This is a genomic window from Mycobacterium sp. NPDC004974 (assembly GCF_053600815.1).
This window is the reverse complement of record NZ_JBSGAQ010000001.1, coordinates 491,202-514,719: the sequence shown is the minus strand read 5'-3', so window position 1 is coordinate 514,719 and position 23,518 is coordinate 491,202. Positions and strand designations below refer to the sequence as shown.

General features: G+C 67.0%; 23 protein-coding genes. 13 read left to right on the top strand and 10 right to left on the bottom strand.

Translation table 11 applies throughout. The features are described from left to right. Nucleotides 1–38: 38 nt before the first annotated feature. Nucleotides 39–1,394: a histidine phosphatase family protein gene (locus ACWEFV_RS02560; protein ID WP_450068960.1), complete on the bottom strand. Its 1,356-nt coding sequence runs from the start codon at nt 1,392–1,394 to the stop codon at nt 39–41. A gap of 462 nt (nt 1,395–1,856) precedes the next feature. Between ACWEFV_RS02560 and ACWEFV_RS02555 the strand changes: the two genes are divergently transcribed. Further along, on the top strand, nt 1,857–2,792 hold the full coding sequence (locus ACWEFV_RS02555; RefSeq protein ID WP_450068959.1) for an alpha/beta hydrolase: 936 nt from the start codon (nt 1,857–1,859) through the stop codon (nt 2,790–2,792). 57 nt (nt 2,793–2,849) lie between these two features. On the opposite strand, the gene ACWEFV_RS02550 is transcribed toward ACWEFV_RS02555, so the two are convergent. After that, nucleotides 2,850–4,496, bottom strand: coding sequence for a flavin-containing monooxygenase (locus ACWEFV_RS02550; RefSeq protein WP_450068958.1), 1,647 nt, complete (start codon nt 4,494–4,496; stop codon nt 2,850–2,852). 442 nt (nt 4,497–4,938) lie between these two features. Here ACWEFV_RS02550 and ACWEFV_RS02545 point away from each other — a divergent pair, with 442 nt between their 5' ends. Together ACWEFV_RS02545 and ACWEFV_RS02540 are read left to right on the top strand one after the other, a co-directional pair. Continuing rightward, on the top strand, nt 4,939–5,715 hold the full coding sequence (locus ACWEFV_RS02545; RefSeq protein ID WP_450068957.1) for a glucose 1-dehydrogenase: 777 nt from the start codon (nt 4,939–4,941) through the stop codon (nt 5,713–5,715). A gap of 5 nt (nt 5,716–5,720) precedes the next feature. After that, complete coding sequence (locus ACWEFV_RS02540; protein ID WP_135453866.1) at nt 5,721–6,512, top strand: SDR family NAD(P)-dependent oxidoreductase; 792 nt, start codon at nt 5,721–5,723, stop codon at nt 6,510–6,512. A gap of 63 nt (nt 6,513–6,575) precedes the next feature. Here ACWEFV_RS02540 and ACWEFV_RS02535 read toward each other — a convergent pair whose 3' ends face one another. Beyond that, on the bottom strand, nt 6,576–7,643 hold the full coding sequence (locus tag ACWEFV_RS02535) for an acyl-CoA dehydrogenase family protein (RefSeq protein WP_167857817.1): 1,068 nt from the start codon (nt 7,641–7,643) through the stop codon (nt 6,576–6,578). 210 nt (nt 7,644–7,853) lie between these two features. Here ACWEFV_RS02535 and ACWEFV_RS02530 point away from each other — a divergent pair, with 210 nt between their 5' ends. Continuing rightward, on the top strand, nt 7,854–8,678 hold the full coding sequence (locus ACWEFV_RS02530; RefSeq protein ID WP_083671353.1) for an IclR family transcriptional regulator: 825 nt from the start codon (nt 7,854–7,856) through the stop codon (nt 8,676–8,678). A 10-nt stretch (nt 8,679–8,688) separates the two neighbouring features. Here ACWEFV_RS02530 and ACWEFV_RS02525 read toward each other — a convergent pair whose 3' ends face one another. Further along, nucleotides 8,689–9,786 carry an acyl-CoA dehydrogenase family protein gene (locus ACWEFV_RS02525; RefSeq protein ID WP_450068956.1) on the bottom strand — a complete coding sequence of 366 codons (1,098 nt, stop codon included), beginning with the start codon at nt 9,784–9,786 and terminating at the stop codon, nt 8,689–8,691. Between the two features lie 74 nt (nt 9,787–9,860). On the opposite strand from ACWEFV_RS02525, the gene ACWEFV_RS02520 reads away from it, so the two are divergent. Beyond that, entirely contained in the window at nt 9,861–10,880 is a 1,020-nt protein-coding gene (locus ACWEFV_RS02520) for a hypothetical protein (protein ID WP_450068955.1), read from the top strand. Here the strand turns inward: ACWEFV_RS02520 and ACWEFV_RS02515 are convergent. Then, nucleotides 10,824–12,272 (bottom strand): wax ester/triacylglycerol synthase family O-acyltransferase, encoded by a 1,449-nt coding sequence (locus ACWEFV_RS02515; protein ID WP_450068954.1) that lies wholly within the window; start codon nt 12,270–12,272, stop codon nt 10,824–10,826. The genes ACWEFV_RS02520 and ACWEFV_RS02515 overlap by 57 nt on opposite strands. Nucleotides 12,273–12,419: 147 nt before the next feature. On the opposite strand from ACWEFV_RS02515, the gene ACWEFV_RS02510 reads away from it, so the two are divergent. From ACWEFV_RS02510 to ACWEFV_RS02495, 4 genes are read left to right on the top strand one after another with little or no spacing between them, the layout of a single operon-like run. Then, the gene (locus ACWEFV_RS02510; protein ID WP_450068953.1) at nt 12,420–14,066 is read left to right on the top strand and encodes an AMP-binding protein; all 1,647 of its coding nucleotides are present in this window, start codon (nt 12,420–12,422) and stop codon (nt 14,064–14,066) included. Next, nucleotides 14,063–15,052, top strand: coding sequence for an alpha/beta hydrolase (locus tag ACWEFV_RS02505; protein ID WP_450068952.1), 990 nt, complete (start codon nt 14,063–14,065; stop codon nt 15,050–15,052). Before ACWEFV_RS02510 ends, ACWEFV_RS02505 begins: the two co-directional genes overlap by 4 nt. Before the next feature lie 10 nt (nt 15,053–15,062). Then, nucleotides 15,063–15,860: an SDR family NAD(P)-dependent oxidoreductase gene (locus ACWEFV_RS02500; protein ID WP_450068951.1), complete on the top strand. Its 798-nt coding sequence runs from the start codon at nt 15,063–15,065 to the stop codon at nt 15,858–15,860. 5 nt (nt 15,861–15,865) lie between these two features. After that, complete coding sequence (locus tag ACWEFV_RS02495; protein WP_450069255.1) at nt 15,866–16,645, top strand: glucose 1-dehydrogenase; 780 nt, start codon at nt 15,866–15,868, stop codon at nt 16,643–16,645. 53 nt (nt 16,646–16,698) lie between these two features. On the opposite strand, the gene ACWEFV_RS02490 is transcribed toward ACWEFV_RS02495, so the two are convergent. From ACWEFV_RS02490 to ACWEFV_RS02475, 4 genes are all read right to left on the bottom strand, one after another. After that, nucleotides 16,699–17,751 carry an alcohol dehydrogenase catalytic domain-containing protein gene (locus ACWEFV_RS02490; RefSeq protein WP_450068950.1) on the bottom strand — a complete coding sequence of 351 codons (1,053 nt, stop codon included), beginning with the start codon at nt 17,749–17,751 and terminating at the stop codon, nt 16,699–16,701. Next, a complete protein-coding gene (locus ACWEFV_RS02485; RefSeq protein WP_450068949.1) occupies nt 17,751–18,947 on the bottom strand; it encodes an LLM class flavin-dependent oxidoreductase in 1,197 nt (398 codons plus the stop codon). The genes ACWEFV_RS02490 and ACWEFV_RS02485 overlap by 1 nt, the downstream gene beginning before the upstream one ends. 87 nt (nt 18,948–19,034) lie before the next feature. Next, nucleotides 19,035–19,673 carry a TetR/AcrR family transcriptional regulator gene (locus tag ACWEFV_RS02480; RefSeq protein WP_135453857.1) on the bottom strand — a complete coding sequence of 213 codons (639 nt, stop codon included), beginning with the start codon at nt 19,671–19,673 and terminating at the stop codon, nt 19,035–19,037. Between the two features lie 42 nt (nt 19,674–19,715). Continuing rightward, nucleotides 19,716–20,090: a DUF952 domain-containing protein gene (locus ACWEFV_RS02475; protein WP_450068948.1), complete on the bottom strand. Its 375-nt coding sequence runs from the start codon at nt 20,088–20,090 to the stop codon at nt 19,716–19,718. Between the two features lie 159 nt (nt 20,091–20,249). On the opposite strand from ACWEFV_RS02475, the gene ACWEFV_RS02470 reads away from it, so the two are divergent. Together ACWEFV_RS02470 and ACWEFV_RS02465 are read left to right on the top strand one after the other, a co-directional pair. Beyond that, nucleotides 20,250–20,441: a DUF7455 domain-containing protein gene (locus ACWEFV_RS02470; protein WP_003880579.1), complete on the top strand. Its 192-nt coding sequence runs from the start codon at nt 20,250–20,252 to the stop codon at nt 20,439–20,441. 85 nt (nt 20,442–20,526) lie between these two features. Continuing rightward, entirely contained in the window at nt 20,527–21,531 is a 1,005-nt protein-coding gene (locus ACWEFV_RS02465) for a YihY/virulence factor BrkB family protein (RefSeq protein ID WP_135453855.1), read from the top strand. Here the strand turns inward: ACWEFV_RS02465 and ACWEFV_RS02460 are convergent. Further along, nucleotides 21,521–21,757 carry a DUF3039 domain-containing protein gene (locus ACWEFV_RS02460; RefSeq protein WP_044517849.1) on the bottom strand — a complete coding sequence of 79 codons (237 nt, stop codon included), beginning with the start codon at nt 21,755–21,757 and terminating at the stop codon, nt 21,521–21,523. The genes ACWEFV_RS02465 and ACWEFV_RS02460 overlap by 11 nt on opposite strands. Before the next feature lie 77 nt (nt 21,758–21,834). Between ACWEFV_RS02460 and ACWEFV_RS02455 the strand changes: the two genes are divergently transcribed. Together ACWEFV_RS02455 and ACWEFV_RS02450 are read left to right on the top strand one after the other, a co-directional pair. Then, nucleotides 21,835–22,263 carry a DUF3099 domain-containing protein gene (locus ACWEFV_RS02455; RefSeq protein ID WP_450068947.1) on the top strand — a complete coding sequence of 143 codons (429 nt, stop codon included), beginning with the start codon at nt 21,835–21,837 and terminating at the stop codon, nt 22,261–22,263. A 117-nt stretch (nt 22,264–22,380) separates the two neighbouring features. Then, entirely contained in the window at nt 22,381–23,370 is a 990-nt protein-coding gene (locus tag ACWEFV_RS02450) for a sigma-70 family RNA polymerase sigma factor (protein WP_286174847.1), read from the top strand. Nucleotides 23,371–23,518: the final 148 nt, after the last annotated feature.

The window sequence follows — 23,518 nt, the reverse complement described above, 5'->3', positions numbered from 1 at the left end:
GCCGGCGCGGCGAAACTACGCCGGCCTACCCGCGGTCATCAGCCGTCCGAATCGGCCGAAGCCTTGTCGGAACCCGCGGCATCGCGCGAAGCGCTTGGCGCGCCCGCACTTTCGGACACCTTCTTGGTGGCACCGGTGATGCTGCCGATCGACGACTTCACCGTCGACCTGAGCTGATCGGCGGCATCGGAAACCGCGGTACGCACCTGCTCACCGGCGCGCTTGGCATCGACGAAGGCCTTGCCGGGCCTGACCATGTTGCCGGCGGTCAGGTCGGTCGCACCGTTGCCCCGCACCGCGGAGGTGACCTTCGGGGTCGCACCGGCGCGATCGGAACCGGCCGATTCCGGCGCTACCTTCGGATCGGCCACCGCAGCGTTCAGCGGCTTCAGCAGGTCCGTGACCGAACCGGTGTTCGGGACAACGCTCTTGGCCGTGTCGGACATCTTGTCGGTGAGCTCCGACACCGCATCGGAATCCGGATTGCGTACCTCATCGATGGCTTTGCCGACCCGCTTGATGACCTCGGCATTGATCGCCCGGTTGAACTTGGCCACCGAGAAGGACGCGTCGGCCACACTGCGGTTGATCGCCGTCGCAACCTTGATCACGTCACCGGTGGCGAACGAGTCGGTGACCTGCTTCATGGCGGCTTCGAGCTGGCGGGTCAGCGTCCGCACCTGCAGCCCGACCTCATGCCCGAATGTGGGCTCGGGGCTGAACCGCTGGCCGTTCCAGTCCACCAATGTCCAGCCGTCCTCGGGGTTTCCCTCGATGACGACGTAGTCGGTGTTGCCCAGCGCGTGCTGGCTCAGCAGCATGCCCTTCTCCGCCAAGGTGAGGTTCTTGGCATTCATCATGGTCCAGAACATGATGGTGCCGCCGTGCGAGAACACGACGACGTTGCGGTCGCCCTTGTCGTACATGGTCTTCAACGCGCCGTCGACGCGCGCGTCGAACTCATTGCCGTCGATCGAACCCGGGATGCGTGCGCCGAGTTGACCGGCGAACGCCCAGGCGATCGGGGCCTTGAGGTAACCGCCGAGTGCCCCGCTCTCGGGAGTGCCCTCGTAGTCGCCGGCCTCGATCTCCTGCAGGCCGGGCAGCACCTGGATCGGCAGACCCAGATAGGCCGACATCGGTTCTGCCGTCTGCTGGGTACGGATCATCTGCGACGCATAGATGGCGTCATAGTTGTTGTCCCCCAGCTGGTCGGCCACTGCCCGGGCCTGCTCTCGCCCCAGCGGGGTGAGCGACGGGCCCGGCGTCGAGGTGTCGATGTTCCCCGACGTGTTGCCCGCGGATTGACCGTGCCGCACAAAAGTCACCCGCATGTTCTCGGCGGCCCACGCCGGCAGCACGGACATCACGAAGAAGCCGATGGCAGTGAGCATGATGCCAAGGGCTCTCCATCTCGTTCTCGAACGACGACGCACAGCGGGTACGGCGCCGTTGTCGAACTTGCTATGTCGGTCCATTGCCTCTCCATCTATTTGGTTGTCGAGCACGCCGTGATGACGGCCCGGAATTGCCCGGCCCTTGGCGGATTTCGCGCTTGGGAGCGACGCTCGAACAGACCGCCTCGGTGTGTCCGATGCCTCAGCGGGCCCGGCCATGTGATCGTGCGCACCCACCACACATCCCGGAACTGCTGTCTCGCTCAGCGGTACAAGACTTTTGGCGGTGTGGTATAGCCGGGGTGCGGCCCGCACCCGCTCGGGCCTCAATCGTGCTGGCCGAGAGCCGGACTCGTTGATCCCGCTGCGCGGAACACACACCCCGGGGCCGGCGCCGATGTGGTTTGGTGGGATGCAGGACCGGTTGCCGGGTACGGACAACCCGACGAAAAGGCGGAAATGAAAGTCGATCCGGAGATCGCGGAACTACTGCCCGTACTGAATGCCGGCTTTCCTGCTGTCGAGACGATGAGCGGGGCCGAAGCCAGGGCCGCCGTGCGGTCCCGGTATCGACCGACAGAACGACCACAGCCCATCGGGTCAGCCGAGGACCGGACGATACCGGGGCCTGGGGGCGATATTCCCGTCCGGATCTATTGGCCGGAAACGTCTTCCGATGCCCTGGCACCGCTGGTGGTGTTCGCGCACGGCGGCGGATTCGTGTTCTGCGACCTCGACACGCACGACGACCTGTGCCGGTCGCTGTCCAACGGCATCGGCGCGGCGGTGGTGTCCGTCGACTACCGGCTGGCGCCGGAGTCACGTTGGCCGGCAGCCGCCGACGACGTGTACGCCGCATTGTGTTGGGTTGCGCGCAACGCCGACGAGCTCGGCGGCGACGCCTCGAAGATCGTCGTCGCCGGCGACAGCGCCGGCGGCAACCTCGCCGCCGTCACCACGATCCTCGCCCGCGATCGCGGCGGTCCGGACATCGCGTGTCAGGCGCTGCTGTATCCGGTGACTGCCGCGGACTTCGACACCGAGTCCTACCGCCGGTTCGAGACGGGGTTCTACAACACCCGTGCCGCCATGGCGTGGTACTGGGACCAGTACGTTCCGGACGCGGACGACCGCGCCCACCCCCATGCGTCGCCACTACGCGCGGATCTGTCCGGACTGCCACCGGCAGTGGTGATCACCGCGGGTTTCGACCCGCTGCACTCCGAAGGCGAAGGCTATGCCGAAGCGCTTGCAGCCCAGGGTGTTCCGGTCGCGCACCGGAGTTTCTCCGGCGCCATCCACGGGTTCATGACCATGCCGGCACTCACCCTGGCCGGCACCGCCAGGCGGCAGGTGTGCGCCGACATCCGAGCGGTGCTGGACCGCAACGGCTGACCGATCCCTGTGCCGGAGGCCGGCGCCCGAAGCAGCCGGCCCCCGCAGGGACCGCCGCTAGACGGTCAGATCCTGGTGGATGTCGAAGCCCTTGTAGCCGGCCGCTGCGACGTCGGCGATGATCTCGCCGTACACGCCGAAGCCGCCGACGAACGGCATGAACACCCGCGGCCGGCCCGGGATGTTCGCCCCGAGGTACCACGAATTGGCCTGCGGCATAAGCGTTCCAGCGGCACGGCGGGTGCACTCGGCCACCCACTCGGCCGCAGCGTCCTCACGCGCCTCGATCGCCGGAGCGCCCTGGGCCTCGAGATAGGCGATCGCGTCGGCCACCCAGTTCAGGTGCAACTCCGAATGCAGCACCATGTTGGCCAGCACCGAAGGGGCGCCTGGACCGGCGATGTTGAACAGGTTCGGGAAGCCCGGGACACCGAGGCCGAGGTAGGTCGCCGGCCCCTCGGCCCACGCCTCATTGAGGGTCCGGCCGCCCCGGCCCACCACGTTGAGCTTCTGGACCGATCCGGTCATCGCGTCGAATCCGGTGGCAAGCACCAGTGCGTCGAGCTCGTAGTGCTCCTCGGTGGTGTCGAGACCGGAGGCGTCGATCCGCTCGATCGGCGTGGCCCGCAGATTCACCAACGAGACGTTGCCCCGGTTGAAGGTCTGGAAGTAGTTGTCGTCGGTACAGATTCGCTTGGCGCCGATCGGATGATCCTTCGGGATCAACACGTCGGCCACGGCGGGATCGTCGATCACGGCCCGCACCTTCTGCTCCCAGAACAGGCGCGCGGTGTCGTTGGCCTCGATGGTGAGCAGCTGATCCGGGAAGGCCTTGGAGAACAACACACCGCCCAGTTCCCAGCGCCGCTCGTAGGCCTGCTGCAGTTCCTCGGCGGAGACCTCCAGGGCGGACTTGGGATGAGGCTGGTGCGGTGAGCCGCCACCGCTGAGCATCGAGAGCCTGCGCCGCTCGGTGTAACCGGCCTTCTGCGCGGCCCGCGTCTCTTCGTCGAGCGGAATGTTGCCGGCCGGCACGCTGTAGTTCGGGGTGCGCTGGAAGACGTAGAGCTGTGCGGCTTCTTTGGCGATGTACGGGATCGCCTGGATGCCCGAGGATCCGGTGCCGATCACGCCGACCCGCTTGCCCGTGAAATCAACACCTTCGTGCGGCCAGTGCGCGGTGTGGTAGACCTCGCCGGCGAACGAATCGAGGCCCTCGATCGCCGGGATGTTCGCGTTCGACAGGGGCCCGACCGCCAGGATGCAGAACCGCGCGGACACCACGTCGCCGCGGTCGGTGCGGACCTGCCAGCGCAGCGTCTTCTCGTCGAGCACCATGTCGGTCACGCGGGTCCCGAAGGAGATGTCGCGCCGCAGGTCGAACCGGTCGGCCACGTGGTTGAGGTAGGCCAGGATCTCCGGCTGGGTGGCGTACTTCTCGGTCCAGTTCCACTCCTGCTCAAGGTCGGAATCGAACGAGTAGGAGTAGTCGACGCTCTCGACGTCGCAGCGGGCGCCCGGATAGCGGTTCCAGTACCAGACGCCGCCCACCCCGTCGGCGGCCTCGAACACTCGCACCGAAAGGCCCTGCTCGCGAAAGCGGTGCAGTGCGTACAGCCCGGCGAAACCGGCTCCCACGACAACGACATCCACCTCCGCGGAGGTGCGTTCGGCGGTACCTGACGGAGCTGGCTGGGCTGTCACTGTGTTGCCTTTCACTTCAAGATTCGGCTTGTCACGTTACGAACCAGGGTGTGCGGCGGACACCCGTTGTCTCACTCACCGGTACCAGGGGTCTCCGGGCTCCGCAGCAAACGGCGTGGGGTCGGGCCGCCGTTGCCGTCCGCAGGAAACCGAAGTCTCGCCGAACGTTAATTTCGCACCGGTCCATGCGCTGATTCCGAATAGGTCCGGGCCTCCGCATCTGGGGGCTGGCGAACGAGGGAAGCATGAAGCGGTTGCCGGGCATGGATGCCATGTTCGTGTCGATGGAGGGCACGGAGTGGCCCTCCACCCATTCCCGCTGAATGGGACTTTCCGGCACGCCAACACCGCGACGAATATCGTGGCTTTCATACCCGACGGTGCTGCGGCCAGGATCGACACTGAATCCAGCCGACATTCACCCTGAAAGGAAGTTGTTGGGATGCAAGCAGATTCGGATAGCTTGTCGGACGTCGTGGCGATCGTCACCGGCGGCGCACGCGGCCTCGGCGCGGCGTTCGCTCAGCACATCGTCGCGCGTGGCGGCAAGGTGGTGATCTCCGACGTCCTCGATGATGACGGCGCCGCGCTGGCCGCCGAGCTGGGGGCCAATGCCCGTTACGTCCACCTCGACGTGACCGATGCGGCACAGTGGAAATCCGCGGTCGAGCTGACCCTGGCCGAGTTCGGCAAACTGAACGGCCTGGTGAACAACGCAGGCATCTCGACCGGACAGTTCATCGAGCACGAGCCACTCGACCACTTCCGCACCGTGCTCGAGATCAACCTGGTCGGCGTCTTCAACGGCCTTCAGGCGGTCATCGCCCCGATGCGCGCGGCCGGCGGAGGTTCCATCGTCAACATCTCCTCGGCCGCCGGCCTGATGGGCCTGGCGCTGACCGCCGGGTACGGCGCGTCCAAATGGGGCGTGCGCGGGCTGAGCAAGATCGCCGCGGTCGAACTGGGTCCGGACCGCATCCGGGTGAATTCGGTGCATCCCGGCATGACCTACACGCCGATGACCGCACAGATCGGCATCGAACGGGGTGAGGGCAACTATCCCAACACCCCGATGGGCCGCGTCGGCGAGGCCGACGAGATCGCCGGCGCCGTCGGCTACCTGCTGTCCGGCGGCTCCACCTACGTCACCGGCGCCGAGATCGCCGTCGACGGCGGCTGGACCACCGGTCCGACCGTGAAATACGTGATGGGACAGTGATAGTGATGAATCGACTTGAGGGCCGCCGGATCCTGGTGACCGGCGCAGGATCCGGCATCGGACAGGCCACCGCGCTGCGACTGCTCGACGAGGGCGCCGCGGTGGTGGGCGCCGACATCTCGGCCGACGGGCTGGAGGCCACCCGGCAGAGCGCGCAGCAGGCCGGCACCTCTGACCGGTTCACGGTGCTGACGATGGACATCGGCGACGAGGCCTCGGTGATCGAGGGCGCGCGAACCGCGGTCGAGGCGCTCGGCGGCCTCGACTCGGTGGTCAACGCCGCGGGCATGCTGCGCGCGGTGCACACCCATGAGATGAGCCTGCAGGCCTGGAACCAGATCATCGCCGTCAATCTCACCGGGACATTCCTGGTGATCCGTGAAACCCTGCCGGCGCTGCTGGAGAATCCGCGGAGCGCGATCGTGAACTTCAGCTCGACCTCGGCGGCGTTCGCGCATCCGTACATGGCGGCCTACGCGGCCAGCAAGGGCGGAATCCAGGCGATGACGCACTCACTCGCGCTGGAGTACGGCAAGCAGGGGCTGCGAGCCGTCAGTGTGGCGCCGGGCAGCATCAAGTCCGGAATCACCGACGCCACACCGGGACTCGTTCCCGCCGACAGCGACTGGTCGTTGTTCGCCAAGCTGTCGCCCATCATGCCGACCACCTTGGCCTCCGGCGGCGCCGGGATGGGTGACCCGTCCGCGGTCGCCGGCGTGATCGCGATGCTGGTCTCCGACGACGGCGCGTTCATCAGCGGCACCGAGATCCGGATCGACGGCGGAACCCACGCCTGATCACCGGCAACGAAAACGGTGGGCGGCGCTGACAATCAGCGCCGCCCACCGCTTTTCCGTCAGTTACGGGGCTACCGCCCTTGACTCGCCGACCACGGTCGCAAGCCCGACGTGCGCATCCCGCCACCACCGCTGCACCGGGCTGGTTCGGCGCAGCGCGTCAACGCTTGAGTGACAGACGATCTCATCGATCGCACGCACCGCCCTGCGGGCTGCGGCGATCTGATCACGGCGCGCGCGTGCCCGCATACCGGGGTCGATGGGCCCGTCCAATACCCGGTTGAACGAGGCCGTCAGCGTGTCGAGCAACGCCAGCCGCGACGCCCGGATCTCGGCGGCCGCGTGTTCGGAGACCGGGCCGTCGGAGTCCACTGTCCCGACATGCTGGGCCAGGGCGCCCTCGGCCATGCCGATCACCGCGGCCGTGATGCCCAGCGGCGCAATGGTGCTCAGCGGAATGTGGTAGATCGGATTGCGCAGACCCGCGTGTCCCGCCGCGGTGCCGTCGACGATGCTGTTGTGATTCAACAGCCGATGCCCGGGAATGAACACGTCGGCGATCGTGATGCTCTTGCTTCCGGTGCCGATCAACCCGATCGCATCCCAGGATTCCTCGACGATGCACAGATCTGACCGCGGGACGAGCGAGTAGCCGAGCCCGTTGCTATCGCCCGTGCCGACCACACGGGCCCCGACGACAACCCACTCGCAGTGGTCGATCGCCGCGACCGACCGCCACTCGCCAGAGAGCCGATAGCCGCCGTCGACAGGCAGGAGCAGTCCGGCCGGCGTGTGCGCCGAGGCGATCCAGATATCGGAGTCCGCCTCCCACACCTCGTCGCGCAGACGCCGGTCGGCCGAGGCCAATGCCCATGGCGGCACGCCGACCGAACCGGCGACCCAACCCGCTGACCCGTCGAGCCGGGCGATCTCGAGAACGGCCTCGGCGAAGTCGCCGGGATGGGTCTCGATACCGCCGAACTCCGCGGGCTGCAGCATGTGCATCACCCCGGACTCGCGCAGCGCATCGACCGTCCGGTTGTCGAGCCGGCCGAGCGTCTCGTTGACGGGCCCGAGTGCCTGTATCCGATCGGCATTCTCATTGATGCCGTCCAGAACGTCCCTGGTCATTTCAACACCACGCATCCAAAACTCCCTTGTCGCGCGTACCGCGTGCTGACCACCATGGTCGGGTACCGCAATCAGGTGGTTGCGGCAGCATCCCGCTGAGTGAGATCGTGAGTGACTCACTGTTCGACGTCCTAGGGGGCGCAGGTGCCGGCATCCACCAGCAACGCGACATCACGACCACGCGCCGAACAACGGGAGACGGCCGTGTCGATGGTGGATCGCGTGGCCCTGATCCTCAACGTCTTCGACGAGCCCGGCAAGCACCTGCGGCTGGACCAGATCGCGGGCCGCACGGGCCTTCCCCGGTCCTCGGTGCACCGGATTCTCAAGCAGTTGCACAGCGCCGGCCTCCTGCAACACCGCCCCGACGGCTATGCGCTGGCCGCCTCCCCGCTGCCCGTGACCAGGATGGTCGACCACTCGCAGTTGCGCAGCGTGGCATCGCCGACCCTGTCGCGCCTGCATGCCGACACCGGACTGGTGGTTCACCTCGGCGTGCTGTTCGGCGGTGACGTGGTCTACCTCGACAAGGTGGCCGGCCGCAACAGTGCTGTGGTGCCGACCCGCGTCGCCGGGCACTCGCCCGCGCACGCCAGCGCATTGGGGAAGACCATGCTGGCCCAGCTTCCCGCCGAGGAGGTGGACGCCGTCCTGGGGCCACGGCTGACCCGGTCCACCCGATCTACCATCAGCGATCTGGAGACCCTGCACCGGGAACTGGCCCGGATCCGGTCCCGGCACGGGCTCGCCTACGACAACGAGGAGTTGGCGATCGGACTGACCAGCGTGGCGGCCCCACTTCGCTCGGCCGACGGCGAGGTGGCGGGCCTGTCGCTGACCGGCGCGGTGCCGTTGCACCGTCTGCAGCGAACCGCCCCGTTCGTGATCCGTGCGGCCCGGCACATCTCCCAGCAACTGGGCTCCCGAGAAACCGGCGCACGGGATTCCGCATCGATTGCCCCGTCGCACGCGCAGGCCACCGACAACCTGTTGTCCCGCGTGCTGCGGACGTTGACCTCTGACGCGTGGGTCTGAAGGCGGCTGGCTACCAGAGGATCTCGTCGACCTCCATGCCGAACGAGTGACGGCCGACGAGGGCCAACACCTGCTCCACGTTGCTGGCCACGTGGGTCTGCGCCGTCTGGACGTCGCGCCACACCCGTTCCACCAATGGGTCCTCGATATCACGACCGCCCGAGTGCGCGATGAACGTCCGGATCGCCGCGACGGCACGCTCGGAGGCCAGCACCTGGTCGCGCCGCGACCGCAGCACCAGGTCGCTGTCCGGGGTGAGGTCGGCACGGACACAGTCCATGAGATCGCCGAGGTTGCGTTCGATCTGCCGGACCGACAACTCGAGATCGCTGCACGCCATCGCCACCGGATCGACCGACGAGCCGGCCCGGGGCCGCAGCGCCGAAAGGATGTTCTCGGCGGCGCCCAGCAGAGGAGCCGTGCCGGTGTGGGTGTACATGGTCGGTTGCGGCAATCGGTACAGCGGAGCCAGCCTGCCGAGCTGCTCGCCGCTGACCCAGCCGAACGTGCGGTACCGCGGCACCACCGCACCCGAGACGACGACATCGTGCGCACCGATACCGCGCAATCCCACGCTGTTCCAACTCGATTCCACGACGTAGTCGGCTCGTGGCACCAGGGCCACCAGGAAATCCTGGGCCGCACCGTCGTCGCCGACCAGCACCGCTGCGGCCATGAGCCACGACGAGTGCAGGATTCCGGTGCACCGGCTCCACCGGCCGGATAACCGGAAGTCGTCACCGATTCGTTCGAGCCGGCCGGTCGGGGCGTACGACTCACAGAGCAGGGTCCGCGGATCCCGGCCCCAGACGTCGCGCTGGGCCTGCTCGTCGAACAGCGACAGATGCCAGGTGTTGACCCCCAACCACCCGGCCAGCCAGCCGGTGGAGGTACATGCCGCGGAAAGGTCGCGCGTGACCGCCAGGTACTCGGCCGGATCGGCCTCCATCCCGCCGAACGCCTTGGGTTGCAGCATCGCAAAGAAACCCGCGTCGTGCAGGCCGCCGATCACCGAGGGGTCGACGGCCCCCGTGTGGTCGACATCGGCGGCGGCCTGGGCGATCGCCGGCAGTGCCTGGCGCACTGCGGCGCGCACATTCTGCGTCATCAGTGCCGCCCTATCCTGCCCGTCGGGTATGTCACCATCGTGGATACCACTCGTCGCCCCTCCCAGGAGGTCATATGGCCGAGCCGCCCGCTGCGCGCGGCGTCGATCCCGGCGTCTCGGCTACTGAATCGATTGCCGTCCTGCGCGAGCCGTCGTCGCGGTTGCTGCAGCCGGCCCGTTACGGCGGGCGTGCGGTGTCCCGATCGGCTTCGGAGGCAGTCGATTTCGTCACCGCCGTGGCCGGCCTCGCCGAGCGCGACGGGTCGGGCGGGTGGTCGGCCGCGGCGGTCAATGCCGCCGCCTACACGGTGGCAGGCCTCGGCGACACTGCCGCCGAACGGGTGTGGGGCGCCGACGCCGGTGCGTTGGTCACCGCCGGCCGGGAACCGACGGGGCGGTTGACTCCTGACGGCACGAACTTCCGGCTGACCGGTCAGTGGGAATCGGTGACGGCGGCCCTGTTCGCGGACTGGGTGCTGCTCAGCGCCCGGGAAGGGGATTCGGTCCGGTGTGTCCTTCTCCCCCGCGATGTGGTGCAGGTAGCCCGACAGGCCGGCGTGCGCGGCTTGGATTCGGCCGGAATCGGTGACGTCGCGGCGTCCGATACGGTCATCGACGCACAAGCCGTGTTCCCGTATACAGACGACAGTTCTTGTGACACCGGCGATTTCGACGATGCCCCACCTTCCTGCCTGGTACTCGACTGGGCCGGGCAGGCCGCTGCCGTCGTCGGCGCCGCCGCCGGCGTGTGGCAGGCACATGTCGGCCAGGTCCGCCAGCGGCTGGCCACCTCGTACGGCAGCGAGGACACCACGGAACTGACATCGTCGGCGGTGCTGGTGGCCAAGGCGGAATCTGACATCGACGCCGCGCGGCTGCAACTCGTCGCGGCGCTGAGCGCCGATGCCCCCGCCGCCGCGACGGCGCTGCGTCAGGCCGTCACCCGCGCCCGCACCGCCGCCGATCAACTGCTGAGCAGCGGCAGCCGCCATGCACTCGATGCGACGGATCCGGTGGCCCGCCTCTGGTTCGATGTCCTAGCCGGATACCGCCTGACGATTCGAAGCATCGGCGGGGATCCCGGCGCCGGCTGAACCTGCCCGCGCCGCCAGCTCCGCCAGCGCGTGCGGCACCCGGTCAGCGATGCCGTACGGATCCGACACCTGATCGCCACAGGTCAGCACGCAGATCGCCATCTCGTCGCGGTAGCTCCACCCGGTGAAGTTCAACCCCATCGGGAACACGATGGGCCCCGAGGAGATGAGTTGTTCGATCGGTGCGCCGCCCCAGTACAGCGTGTTCTGCGGGCCGCGCATGTTGGACGCGATCAGGCTGAACATCGGGCGGCGCTTCATCTTGGCCCCGAGGATCGGCAGCACCCGCGAGTACAACCAGAACAGCGGCCAGTACTCCATCCAGTCGTGCTGCAGCCAGGCGTCACGCTCGGCCTGTACCTCACGCGCGGTGCGGGTCGCCGAGGCGATCGCGGCCAATCGCTCCACCGGATCGGCGATGTGGGTCGCGAGGTGGACGTTCCAGCGCGCCACCTTGTTACCCCACTCGGCCTCGGTTTCGGTTTCGTCCGGGCGCATCGAGACCGGCACCACCGCGGTCAAGCTTTCGTCGCTGAGCTGTCCGTTCTCGGCCAGGTAGTCGCGCAGGGCCCCACCGCAGATGCTGAGGAAGACGTCGTTGATCGTGACGCCGAAAGCCTTTGACACCCGCTTGATCTCTGTCACGTCACAGCGGCGGTAGGCGAATCGGCGGCTGGCCGAGAACGGTTCGTTGAACGGCATGGCCGGCGCGGCGAATGCCTCTGCGTAACCGGGCTTTCCGGCCTTCTGCCGGCGGCGGATCACGCCGGTGACGGCCACGGTACGGGCGATGATGCTCGGAAAACGTGCCAGTGCCGCGATCTGGTGACGCAGGACCAGCGGCCACCAGATCCACGGTGCCGGGCGCCGCTCGTTCGGCAACGGCGTCGATCGCGGCTGCGGCAACGGAGTCTGCGGATCGGTGCTGTACAGGGTTTCCAGCAGCCGCAGAGATGCGGCGCCGTCGGCCACGGCGTGGTGGATCTTGAGCACCAGGGCGATGCGACCGTCGGCCAGACCCTCGACGAACCACAGTTGCCAGGCAGGCCGGTCGCGATCCAGGGCCACCTCGAAGATCTCGCCGATCGTCGCGGCGAGCTCTTCGTCGCCACCGGGTGCGGGCGCAGTGGTCCGCTGCACGTGGTGGTTGATGTCGATCCGTGGCCGCGAAACCCACCACGGCCGGCCGAACCCCACCCGCGGGGACAGCAACTGCCACTGCATGGGCTCGATGTTGTCGACCCAGCCCTGCACCGCGGTCTTGAGCCGGTCGAACGTCAGTGGCTCGGACATCTGGCTCGGGTCGAGCACGACAGCCTTCATCGTGTGCTGCGGTTGGACGGAGCTCTCCCACGCCAGGAAGCTGTTGTCCTCACCCTTCAAACGCCGCATTCTCACCCTCGCTTGTCCGGCCGCCGATACGGCACTTTCTGTGGCTGTCATCACTCTTATCCAAACGTGTGTCCCAGTAGACAAGCTGTCCCGCCCAGCGAGACTCGGCAACCCGCAGCCGCCTCGCTGCGACCTACGGTTTGCGCCATGAAGCGAGCCATTCCGCGCCCTGCCAGCCTCGCCGCCAAGGTCAACCGGTTCCGGGTGATCGCCCGCAGCATCGCGGTGCTGCGCGAGTCAGGGCTGTCCGGTGGAGCTGCCGACGGCATCCGGCAGGCAAAGCTGGTCCGCCAGTTCGGCGGCTTCGCCGCCGTCATCGAAAGCGCCGCCACCCGCGACCCCAACGCCATCGCCATCACCGACGAATGGGGCGACGTGACGTTCGCCCAGCTCAACGATCGGGTCAACGCACTCGCCCGGGCCTGGAACTCCCGGGGAATCGGAGCGGGCTCGGTCATCGCGGCACTGTGCCGGGACCATCGGGGACTGGTCACCATCCTGGCCGCGGCCGGCAAGGTCGGGGCACAACTGCTGCTGATGAACACCGGCTTCGCCAAACCTCAGCTGGCCGATGTCGCGGCCCGCGAGAAGGTCACCGTGCTGATCTACGACGAGGAGTTCACCGGCCTCGTCAGCGCCATCGATCCGGGCGTACGTCGTTTCCTGGCGTGGACCGATGACCGATCGACCTCCGACGTCGAAGGCTCGCTGGAAGGCCTGATCGCCGCCACCTCGCCGGCACCGGTGGCCGCACCCGCCAAGCCCGGCGGCATGACCCTGCTGACCAGCGGCACCACCGGCACACCCAAGGGCGCCCCGCGCGGCAAGACCTCTCCCCTGTTCTCGGCGCAGCTGTTGGACCGGGTGCCGCGGCGCCGCGGTCAGACCTGCATGCTGGCCGCCCCGATGTTCCACGGCACCGGACTCGGTCAGGCGGTGCTGTCGCTGGCGCTGGGCAACCGCCTGGTGCTGCGACGCAAGTTCAACCCCGAGGAGACGCTGCGCGCAGTCCAGAACCACGCCTGCGACGTGCTCGTCGTGGTGCCCACGATGCTGCAGCGAATTCTCACCCTGCCCAAGGATATTCGCGACAAATACGACACCTCGTCGCTCAAGATCATCTTCGTCTCGGGGTCGGCCATGCCGCCCGACGTGGTCAAGCGCACCCTCGCCGAGTTCGGTCCGGTGCTCTACAACCTTTATGGCTCAACCGAACTCGCGGTAATGACGGTGGCGATGCCCGAGGACCTGCTGCACGATCCGCGCACCGCGGGTCGGGCGCCGGTGGGATGCGCGGTGCGCCTGTACGACGATGCGGGCAACGAGATCACCGAACCGGGCGTGATCGGCCGGGTTTTCGCCGGCAGCGATGTGAGCTTCGCGGGCTACACCGACGGCCGCACCAAGGAATCGATCGAAGGGCTGCAGAGCAGCGGCGACGTCGGGCACTTCGACGACACCGGCCGGCTCTACATCGACGGCCGTGACGACGACATGGTGATCTGTGGCGGTGAGAACGTCTATCCGCTGGAGGTCGAGAATCTGATCACCAGTCATCCCGAGGTGGACGAGGTGGCGGTCATCGGGGTCAGCGACGACGATTTCGGTCAACGGCTCAATGCCTATGTGGTGCTGGTCGACGGCGCCACCCTGGCCCCCGACGACATCAAGGACTACGTGCGGGCGAACCTGGCCCGGTACAAGATCCCCCGGGACGTCGAGTTCCTGGGCAGGCTGCCCCGCAACGCCACCGGCAAGGTGCTTCGCGGTGAGCTGACCGGGGGTTCCAAGTGAGCGACTCCGAAACCATGAAGCGTGAGGTCGCCGGTCGGATGGGCGACGCGTTCGCCCCGATCCTCTCCGGCGGCAGCGACCCCATCGCCGCCGCGGCCGAGGTACGGGCCCGGCTCAAGGCCAGCCGCCGACCGGCCAGACCCATGCAGGTGAGCCGCGTCGAGAACCGTGCCATTCCCGGTCCCGCCGGTGAGATTCCGGTACGGATCTACCATCCGCTGGACCCCACCGACTCCCGCATCGACACTGACGCGGGACTACCTGTCCTCGTCTATTTCCACGGCGGCGGGTTCGTGCTGTGCGACCTCGACTCCCATGACTCGTGCTGCCGCAGGCTCGCCAACGGCATCGGCGCGATCGTGGTTTCGGTCGACTACCGGCTGGCGCCGGAGCATCCGTATCCCGCCGCGGTCGAAGATGCCTGGGCCGCAACCGAATGGGTGGCCGCCCACGTTGGCGACCTCGGCGGCGACCCCGACCGGCTGGTGATCGCGGGCGACAGCGCGGGCGGCAACCTGGCTGCGGTGGTGGCGATGACGGCACGGGACCGCGGCGGGCCGCACATCGCATTCCAGGTGCTGATCTACCCGGTGGTCGATCAGCGCCGTAAGTCCTCGCTGTCCAGCCCGCACACCAAGAGCGGGGTGCTGACCGCCGAGCACATGCAGTGGTTCACCGCGCAGTACCTCGGCGACAGCGGCGCACAGGCAGAGGTGTCGGCATCGCCGATTCTCGGTGACATGACCGGACTTCCGGATGCGCACGTGTTGACCGGGGCCCTGGATCCGCTGTGCGAGGAGGGCGAGGAATATGCCCGCATGCTCGCGGCCGGCGGCGCCGAAGTAAGCGTCCGGCGCTACGAGCGCGGCTTCCACGGATTCTTCAACCTCGCCGACCACCTCCCCGCCGCCGCCGAGGCCACCGAAGACGTGTGCGCCGTCGTTCGCGACGCCCTGTGCTCCACGACCACACCTGAAAACCATTGAAAGGCAACCCATGAAGCTGAGGAACACCCGCGCTCTGGTCACCGGCGCGAGCCGCGGACTGGGCAAGAGCATCGCCGAGGTGCTGGCCGCACGCGGCGTCGACGTCGCCGTGGTGGCCCGCGATGCCGAGTCGCTCAACCTGCTCGCCAAGGAGATCGGCGGCAGGGCCTACCCGACCGACCTCACCGATCCCGCCGCCGTCGAGGCACTGCTGGACCAGGTCGAGGCCGACGGCCCCGTCGACATCCTGGTCAACAATGCCGGAATCGACCGGGTCGGCCTGTTCCCCGACGCCAGCGCCTCCGACGTGCAGAACCTCCTGCAGGTCAACCTCGCCGCACCCCTGGAGTTGTGCCGCCAGGCCATGCCGCGGATGGTGAGCCGGGGCCGCGGTCACATCGTCAACGTGTCGTCCTACGGTGCGATCGCGCAGGGTCCCGGCGTCACGTTGTACGGCACCTCCAAGGCCGGCCTGAGCCATTTCACCGCCGGTATCCGCGCGGAGCTGCGGGGTAAGCCTGTGGGCACCACGCTCGTCCAGCTCGGCGAGGTGAGGACCGACATGATCGACCACATCCGGGAATTCACGCCCGCGCGCAAGACGATCGAGCGGTTCGAACGCCTGCGGATGCTGCCTTCGTCCGCACTCGAGCCCGAGGTCGTGGCCACTGCCATCGCCGACGCCATCGAACGCAACAAGCGCCATGTCGTCATGCCGCGTCAGATCGTGGCCATGGCCAAGGTCACCGAGTTCCCCCGCCGGATGTCGGAGATCCTGCTGACCGGCATCGACCAGAACGAGAAGTAGCCATGGTGAACGCGAAGCTGATGGATCTGTCCGGCAAGGTCGCGATCGTCACCGGCGCCGCCCGCGGACAGGGTGAAGCCGAAGCGCGGTTGTTCGCCGCGCTCGGTGCCCGGGTGGTACTGACCGACGTCCTCGCCGAAGAGGGTGAGCGGGTCGCCGAATCGATCGGCCCCGCCGCCCGCTTCGTCCGCCACGATGTGGGCAGCGAAATCGATTGGCGCACAACCGTCGATACCGCGATGGCGGAGTTCGGACGGGTCGACGTGCTGGTCAACAATGCCGCCATCTGCAAGGTGGTGCCGCTGGCTGAGCAGGACACCGCCGGATTCGAGCAGATGCTGCGGGTCAATCTCATCGGCGCCTTCCTCGGCATGCAGGCCGTCACGGAACCGATGAAGGCCGCCGGCGGCGGCTCGATCGTCAACATCTCGTCACAGGCCGGTGTGCAGGGACTCGCCGGCTACACCGCATACGGCGCATCGAAGTGGGGCTTGCGCGGCATGTCGAAGGTCGCGGCAATCGAGCTGGGCCCGTTGGGCATTCGGGTCAACACCGTCTATCCCGGCATGATCGACACGCCGATGATCGCCCATCTCGAGGTGGAACGCGGTCTCGGAGGTCATCCCGGTGCGCCACTCACGCGCGTCGGTACCCCCGAAGAGGTTGCCGACGTCGTGGCATTCCTCGCCTCGGACGCATCGTCGTACATCACCGGCGCGGATCTGACCGTCGATGGTGGCGCCAGTGCCGGCCGTATTCCGGTGACGCCGGTTCACGCCGGCTGACCGCGATTCCGCGCTGCGCGCCCCCTCGACGCACAGCGCGGACTTCGCCGACCTCACGCCCCGGGCAGCACCAGGATCTTGACGTGCGCCTCGGGGTCACGCAGCGCCTCGAAAGCGTCGCCCAGCCCGTCCAGACCGACCCGGCCGGTGATGATCGCCTCGGCGTCGATCTCGCCGTCGGCCAGCCGCTTCAGCACGGTGTCATAGGCCTCATGGTAGGGGCCGTGGCCGAAGTTGATCGCGATCTGCCGGAACTGGGCGACCACCGGGATGATCGTCTCGTCACCGAAAGGTGAAGCCACGACCTGGATCCGGGATCCGAACGGCAAGGTGTGGGTCAGCGTGTTGAGGGTGCCGACGCGCCCGCTGCACTCGTAGGCGATGAGGATGCCATTACCTCCGCGGCCTTCCATGAGCATCGAATTCCACAGCTCGATGGGATCCTGCTCGTTCGTGTCGACCACGATGTCGGCACCCATCTTGAGTGCCAGCTCGCGGCGCTTGGGCGAGGGCTCGGCGGCGATCACCGTGTGCGCACCGTGGGCCTTGGCCGCCAGGATCGTGCCGAGACCGATAGAGCCGCAACCGATCACCAGTGCGGCGTCGGCCTCGGTGAGCCCCGACTGCTGCACGTGCATCTCGCCGACGTGCAGCGGCTCGGCCAGCGTTGCGTGCTCGAGGGACAACCCGTCCGGCACCCTGCGCACCCAGAACCCGTCGACGACGATGAACTCGCCGAAGGCACCGTGGTATTCGTTCGAATAGCCGATGATCGTCGGGATGCCGGTGCCGGCCTCGGTGGCGACGCCGATACCCGCGACCCGGTCACCCACCTCGAAATCGGTGACGCCCGGACCGCATTCGACGACCGTGCCGGCGTACTCGTGTCCGAGCACGATGGGCTTGCTGTGGTCGAACACCGCGAGCGGGAAGCCCCCGGCGGCTGCGACCGACACGAACCGGCACGGATCCTTCGACATGCTCAGATCGCTGCCGCAGATGCCGCAGGCCACAACCTTGATGCGCAGTTGCCCGGGCCCGGTGGCCGGTGGCTCGGTGACGTCGGTGACGGTGAACGTGCCTTCGAAGTACTGCGCCGCGCGCATCAGGCCCCCTGCCCGGCGAGCTGCTCGGCAGGCTGGCCGTAATAGTCGGTGTGCGCCTTGGTGATCGCGCCGATGAGGCCGCCGAGGAGGTATTGGCTGTTGTCCTCGGCGAATTGCATGCTGGCCTGCCGTCCGACGTTGCGGTTCTTGAAGTGCGGGACGACCTCGGAGGCGAACAGTTCGTAGCTGCGCTTCGTGTCGTCCCAGCCGGCCATGTCCACATGCATGATCAGCAGCGTGCCGAATCCGCCGGTCTTCTCGATGAGACGCTCGATCTGCGCGATCGCATCTTCAGGCGTTCCGATGATGACCTGGCCGAACTCGCCCAGGTTGTCGGTGCGCCACTGGTTGATGATGCCCTCGGGGGTCTGCGCCCAGTCGGGGTTGATGCCCTGCTGGCGGTTGACGTATTCGGCGATGGCATGGATCCGGCGGCTGACGGCCCGCTCCGCGTCGGCCCGGGTCTCGGCGATGAACATCGGATTGACCAGGCGCCAGGTGGAGCGGTCCGCCCGGTGTCCGTTCTCGGCCGAAACCTTCTCGTAGACACCCCAGTTGCGGTCGAGCACGTCGAATCCGGTCGGTGAGCTGGCCGCCAGCGACAGCAGAGACAGCCCGTGCGTGCCGGCTAGCACCGACCCGTTCGGAGAGATGGTCGACGCGGTCGCCACCTCGATGCCTGCCGGATCGTAGGTGGGCAACTGGGCCCGCGCATCGCGGAGGGTGAACCAGTCGGTCTCCATGTTGACGACCTCGCCGCGTAGCAGCCGGAGTACCGCCTCCAGCGCCTCGCCCTGCATGCGACGCTGGTCGCTCGGGTTGATCCCCATCATGTGCGCGTCCAGCGGGATCTTGCCCGGCCCGGTGCCGACGATCAGCCGGCCGCGGGTCTGCAGATCGAGTTGGGTGATGCGGTCCGCGGTGACCAGCGGGTGGTGGTAGGGCAGCGACATCACGCCGGTGCCGAAGCGGATGCGCTCGGTGCGCTCTGCTGCTGCGGCGATGAACATGTCTGGCGCAGGGACGATTTCAGACCCGGTCGAGTGGTGCTCACCCATCCACGCCTCGTCGAAGCCGAGATGGTCGAGGTGTTCCATCAGGTCGATGTCACGCCGCAGCTGCAGTGCCGGGTCGGCGTTGAGGGGGTGGTAGGGCGCCAGGAACGCCCCGAACTTGATCGAACTCGAATTCCACATGTCCCGGACGTTATCTGGATCGATTGATTGGATCAAATGATCCAGAAATTCAACCGCGAAAACTCCCGCTGGGTAGGACGGATCAGTTCAGGAACCGAGGAGGCGATCGACGCCGCCGACGACGAAACACACCAGGTCGTCGTAGAAATCGCGCAGTTCGTCCTCGTCGAGACGGCTGCCGTTACGGCGCCATTCGTCGGCCCGACTCAGCGCTTGGATGAAGTTCATGATCGAGATGGCCCAGCGCAGTTCCAGGCGCGCCGGGTCGGAATCCGGAAAGGCCCGCTGAACTTGGGTGAACAGTTCGTCGGGCAGGTGCTGCTCGGTAGCGAGAAGCACCGGATTGTTCTCCTGCGAGATCTGCGCGATGATCTTGATCCACCGCATCCCCCGGACCCGATGGCGCACCAGCAGTTTCAGATACGGCTCGGTGACCGCGCGGACCAGGGCGTCAGGACTCGGCGCGACCGGATCGGCGGCGAGTACCGCCACGTTGACCGCGATCTCGTCGCGCACCGGCGCACCGACGTCGGTGAGCACCGCGCGCAGCAGGTCATCCTTGGATCCGAAGTGGTAATGCACCGAGGCCGCACCGAGGCCCGCGGCGGCATTGACCGCGCGCACCGATACCGCATCGACCCCTTGAGCGGCGAACAATCGTTCGGCAGCCTTCACCAGGCGCAGCCGGGTGGCCGCGCCCTGCCGATTCTGGGCTGCGCCGGACACCTGACGAGCATGTCACGGGCCGCACCGGCCGCTGAGTGCGCTCTACCGCGACGGCGTGTCGCCGGTCAGCGGTGCGAACCGCCCCTGGTCGTCAGGCACATAGGCCGTGGTGCTCATCACAGCGCCCACCGGCAGCGGGCCGTACAGATGCGGGAAGAGCATCGATTCAGGGTCCGTCGGAACCCCCGGCTCCCAGCGCACCGGATCCGTCAACTTCTCCGGATCGATGTGCAGCAGCACCAGGTCGCCGCGTCCGGAGTAGAGCCGGTTGGCCGGCAGATGCACCTGCCCCGGAGCCGAAAGGTGGACGAAGCCCTGCACCCCGAGTGAGTCCGGACGGTGTTCGCCGCTACGCTGAGCCGTCAGCCAGTCCTCGACGCTGCACAGGTGAACCAGGACACGCGGCGATGGATGCATACCGTCAGCTTGCCCCGCCAGCAACACGGCGGCCAAGTGAGACACGACACACCGGTGAACCATTGGGGAACAAGGCCGGAATCCAAAACGTCTGACAGAGTAGACATACGCAATCAAGGCGCCTTTGCCGAGATGCGCAGAGCAGAAGACGGAGGAGCCATGAACGCAACTCTGACAAGCCCCGAGCTAACCAGAGCCGATCGCTGCGATCGTTGCGGTGCGGCCGCACGCGTGCGCGCGAAGCTGCCCTCGGGGGCGGAGCTGCTCTTCTGCCAGCACCATGCCAATGAGCACGAGGCCAAGCTGGTCGAGCTGGCCGCAGTGCTCGAGACCAGCGCGGCCGAGGCATAACGGCCGTCGGCGCGGCACCTTTCGTAACCTCCGACACCACCCCGCCTGGGCAGGAGCACGTTTCGTCAGTAATGCTTGACTGGTCATGACTGGCCAGCCACTTCCAGTACCACCATCACGCCACCACATCTGGCACATCACTCGACGCACGTTGTCGAAGAGCTGGGACGACTCCATCTTCTCGGAGTCTGCGCAGGCGGCGTTCTGGTGCGCGTTGTCACTGCCTCCCCTCCTGTTGGGGATGCTCGGCAGCCTGGCCTACATCGCACCGCTGTTCGGGCCGGACACCTTGCCGACGATCCAGGATCAGCTGATCAACGCGGCGAACAGCTTCTTCTCCCCCAACGTCGTCAACGAGATCATCGAACCGACGATCCGTGACATCGTGCGGGGCGCCCGGGGCGAGGTGGTGTCCGTGGGCTTCGTGATCTCGTTGTGGGCCGGGTCGTCGGCAGTCTCGGCGTTCGTGGACTCCATCGTGGAGGCCCACGACCAGACGCCGTTGCGGCATCCGGTGCGGCAGCGCTTCTATGCGCTGGGGCTCTACGTGATCATGCTGGTCTCCGCCATCGGGGCCGCGCCGCTTCTGGCGCTGGGCCCGCGTGCGATCTCCGAACACATCCCGGACAGCTGGGACAACGTGCTGCGCTACGGGTATTACCCGGCGCTTTTCCTGGCGGTTTTCATCGGGGTGACCATTCTGTACCGGGTCTCGTTGCCTGCGCCGATCCCGACGCACCGCCTGATGCTCGGCGCGATACTGGCCACCGTCGTGTTCCTGGTCGCCACATTCGGGCTGCGGATCTATCTGACCTGGATCACCAGCACCGGCTACACCTACGGCGCGCTGGCCACACCGATCGCGTTTCTACTGTTCGCGTTCTTCCTGGGTTTTGCCATCATGCTCGGCGCCGAACTCAATGCGGCCATTCAAGAGGAGTGGCCCGCGTCGGACACCCACGCCAGGAGACTGCGGGAATGGCTGGAGGACAAAGCCCTCAACGGCGGCCACAACAGCGGGGCCCAGGCACCGGCCGAAACCCGTGTGCCCGAGTCCGCCGAGCCGCCGCTACAGCCGCCTACTTCTTGAGCGATTCGTAGATCTTCTTGCAGTCGGGGCACACCGGAGAGCCCGGCTTGGCCGACTTCGTCACGGGGAACACCTCGCCGCACAGCGCGACCACATGCGTGCCCATGACGGCACTTTCGGCGATCTTGTTCTTCTTGACGTAATGAAAGAACTTGGGGGTGTCGTCGTCGGTCCCGTCGTCGACGCGTTCGTCGGTGTCCGGGCGCTCGATGGTCTGGGTCTGCATAGTTTTATTGTGCCTGGCTGCGGGGCATAGGGAAATCCGCCTGTCACCACCTGGTCCAGGTGTGGAACAGTAGAGGCATGAAACAAAGCCACGAGCTGAGTTTCGACGACGATTTCGGCGACGATTTCGGCAAGGAAGCCCGCCCGGTACTCATCACCAAAGCCGCACCCGCATACGAAGTGCAGCATCGCCAACGCGTCCGCAAGTACCTGACGCTGATGGCCTTCCGCATTCCCGCGCTCATCCTCGCGGCGGTCGCCTACAACATCTGGCAGAACGGGCTCATCTCGCTCGCGATCATCGTGGTGTCGATACCGCTGCCCTGGATGGCGGTGCTGATCGCAAACGATCGTCCCCCGCGCAGCGCCGAGGAGCCACGGCGCTACGCAGGTCGCGGCGAGCGGATTCCACTGTTCCCGACCGCGGAGCGGCCGGCGTTACAGAAGGAACCGTTCATGCCACCGCAACCGGACTCAGCGCGATCCGGCGACGATGCCCCAAGCTGAGCGGCTTCTTTAGCTATTCTCAGGACATTCTCAGGTCGCTTCGGAAAAACCGCAGCTCAACGGGCATGAATCCGGGGATCGGTGGGAACTCTCATGGCGTCTACGACGTTGTAGATCATGACAGTTCGAGCTGATCAGGAGGCCGTCATGGCAAATGCCACCACAAGCCGCGTCGACAGTGATCTGGACGCCCAGAGCCCTGCCGCCGACCTCGTGCGCGTGTATCTGAACGGCATCGGCAAAACGGCGTTGCTCAACGCCGCCGATGAGGTAGAGCTCGCAAAGCGCATCGAGGCAGGCTTGTACGCCCAGCACGTGCTGAACACCAAGAAGCGTCTGGGCGAGAACCGCAAGCGCGACCTGGCCACCGTCGTCCGCGACGGTGAGGCGGCCCGCCGGCACCTGCTGGAAGCCAACCTCCGCCTGGTGGTCTCGCTGGCCAAGCGGTACACGGGTCGCGGAATGCCGCTGCTGGACCTGATCCAGGAAGGCAACCTGGGTCTGATCCGCGCGATGGAGAAGTTCGACTACACCAAGGGCTTCAAGTTCTCCACGTACGCCACGTGGTGGATCCGCCAGGCGATCACCCGCGGGATGGCGGACCAGAGCCGCACCATCCGTCTCCCCGTCCACCTGGTCGAGCAGGTCAACAAGCTGGCCCGGATCAAGCGTGAGATGCACCAGAACCTTGGCCGCGAGGCCACCGACGAGGAACTGGCCGAGGAGTCCGGCATTCCGGTCGAGAAGATCAACGATCTGCTGGAGCACAGCCGCGACCCGGTGAGCCTGGACATGCCGGTCGGCACCGACGAAGAAGCCCCGCTGGGCGACTTCATCGAAGACGAGAACGCGATGTCGGCCGAGAACGCCGTCATCTCCGAGCTGCTGCACACCGACATCCGCCACGTGCTGGCCACGCTCGACGAGCGCGAGCAGCAGGTGATCCGGTTGCGGTTCGGCCTCGACGACGGTCAGCCCCGCACCCTGGACCAGATCGGCAAGTTGTTCGGTCTGTCCCGCGAGCGGGTCCGCCAGATCGAGCGTGAGGTGATGGCCAAGCTCCGCAACGGCGAGCGTGCCGATCGGCTCCGCTCCTACGCCAGCTAGTCCCTCCTGACGATGTGCCCCGCCGGTTTCCGGCGGGGCACTTCGCATATCCAGGCATTTTCCCCGCATGTCCTGGGGTTTTGCGCCACGATGTGACCTGCCCGACGCCGCTATGTTGCGCCGCAGTTCAAACGCCGGAAACGGTAGA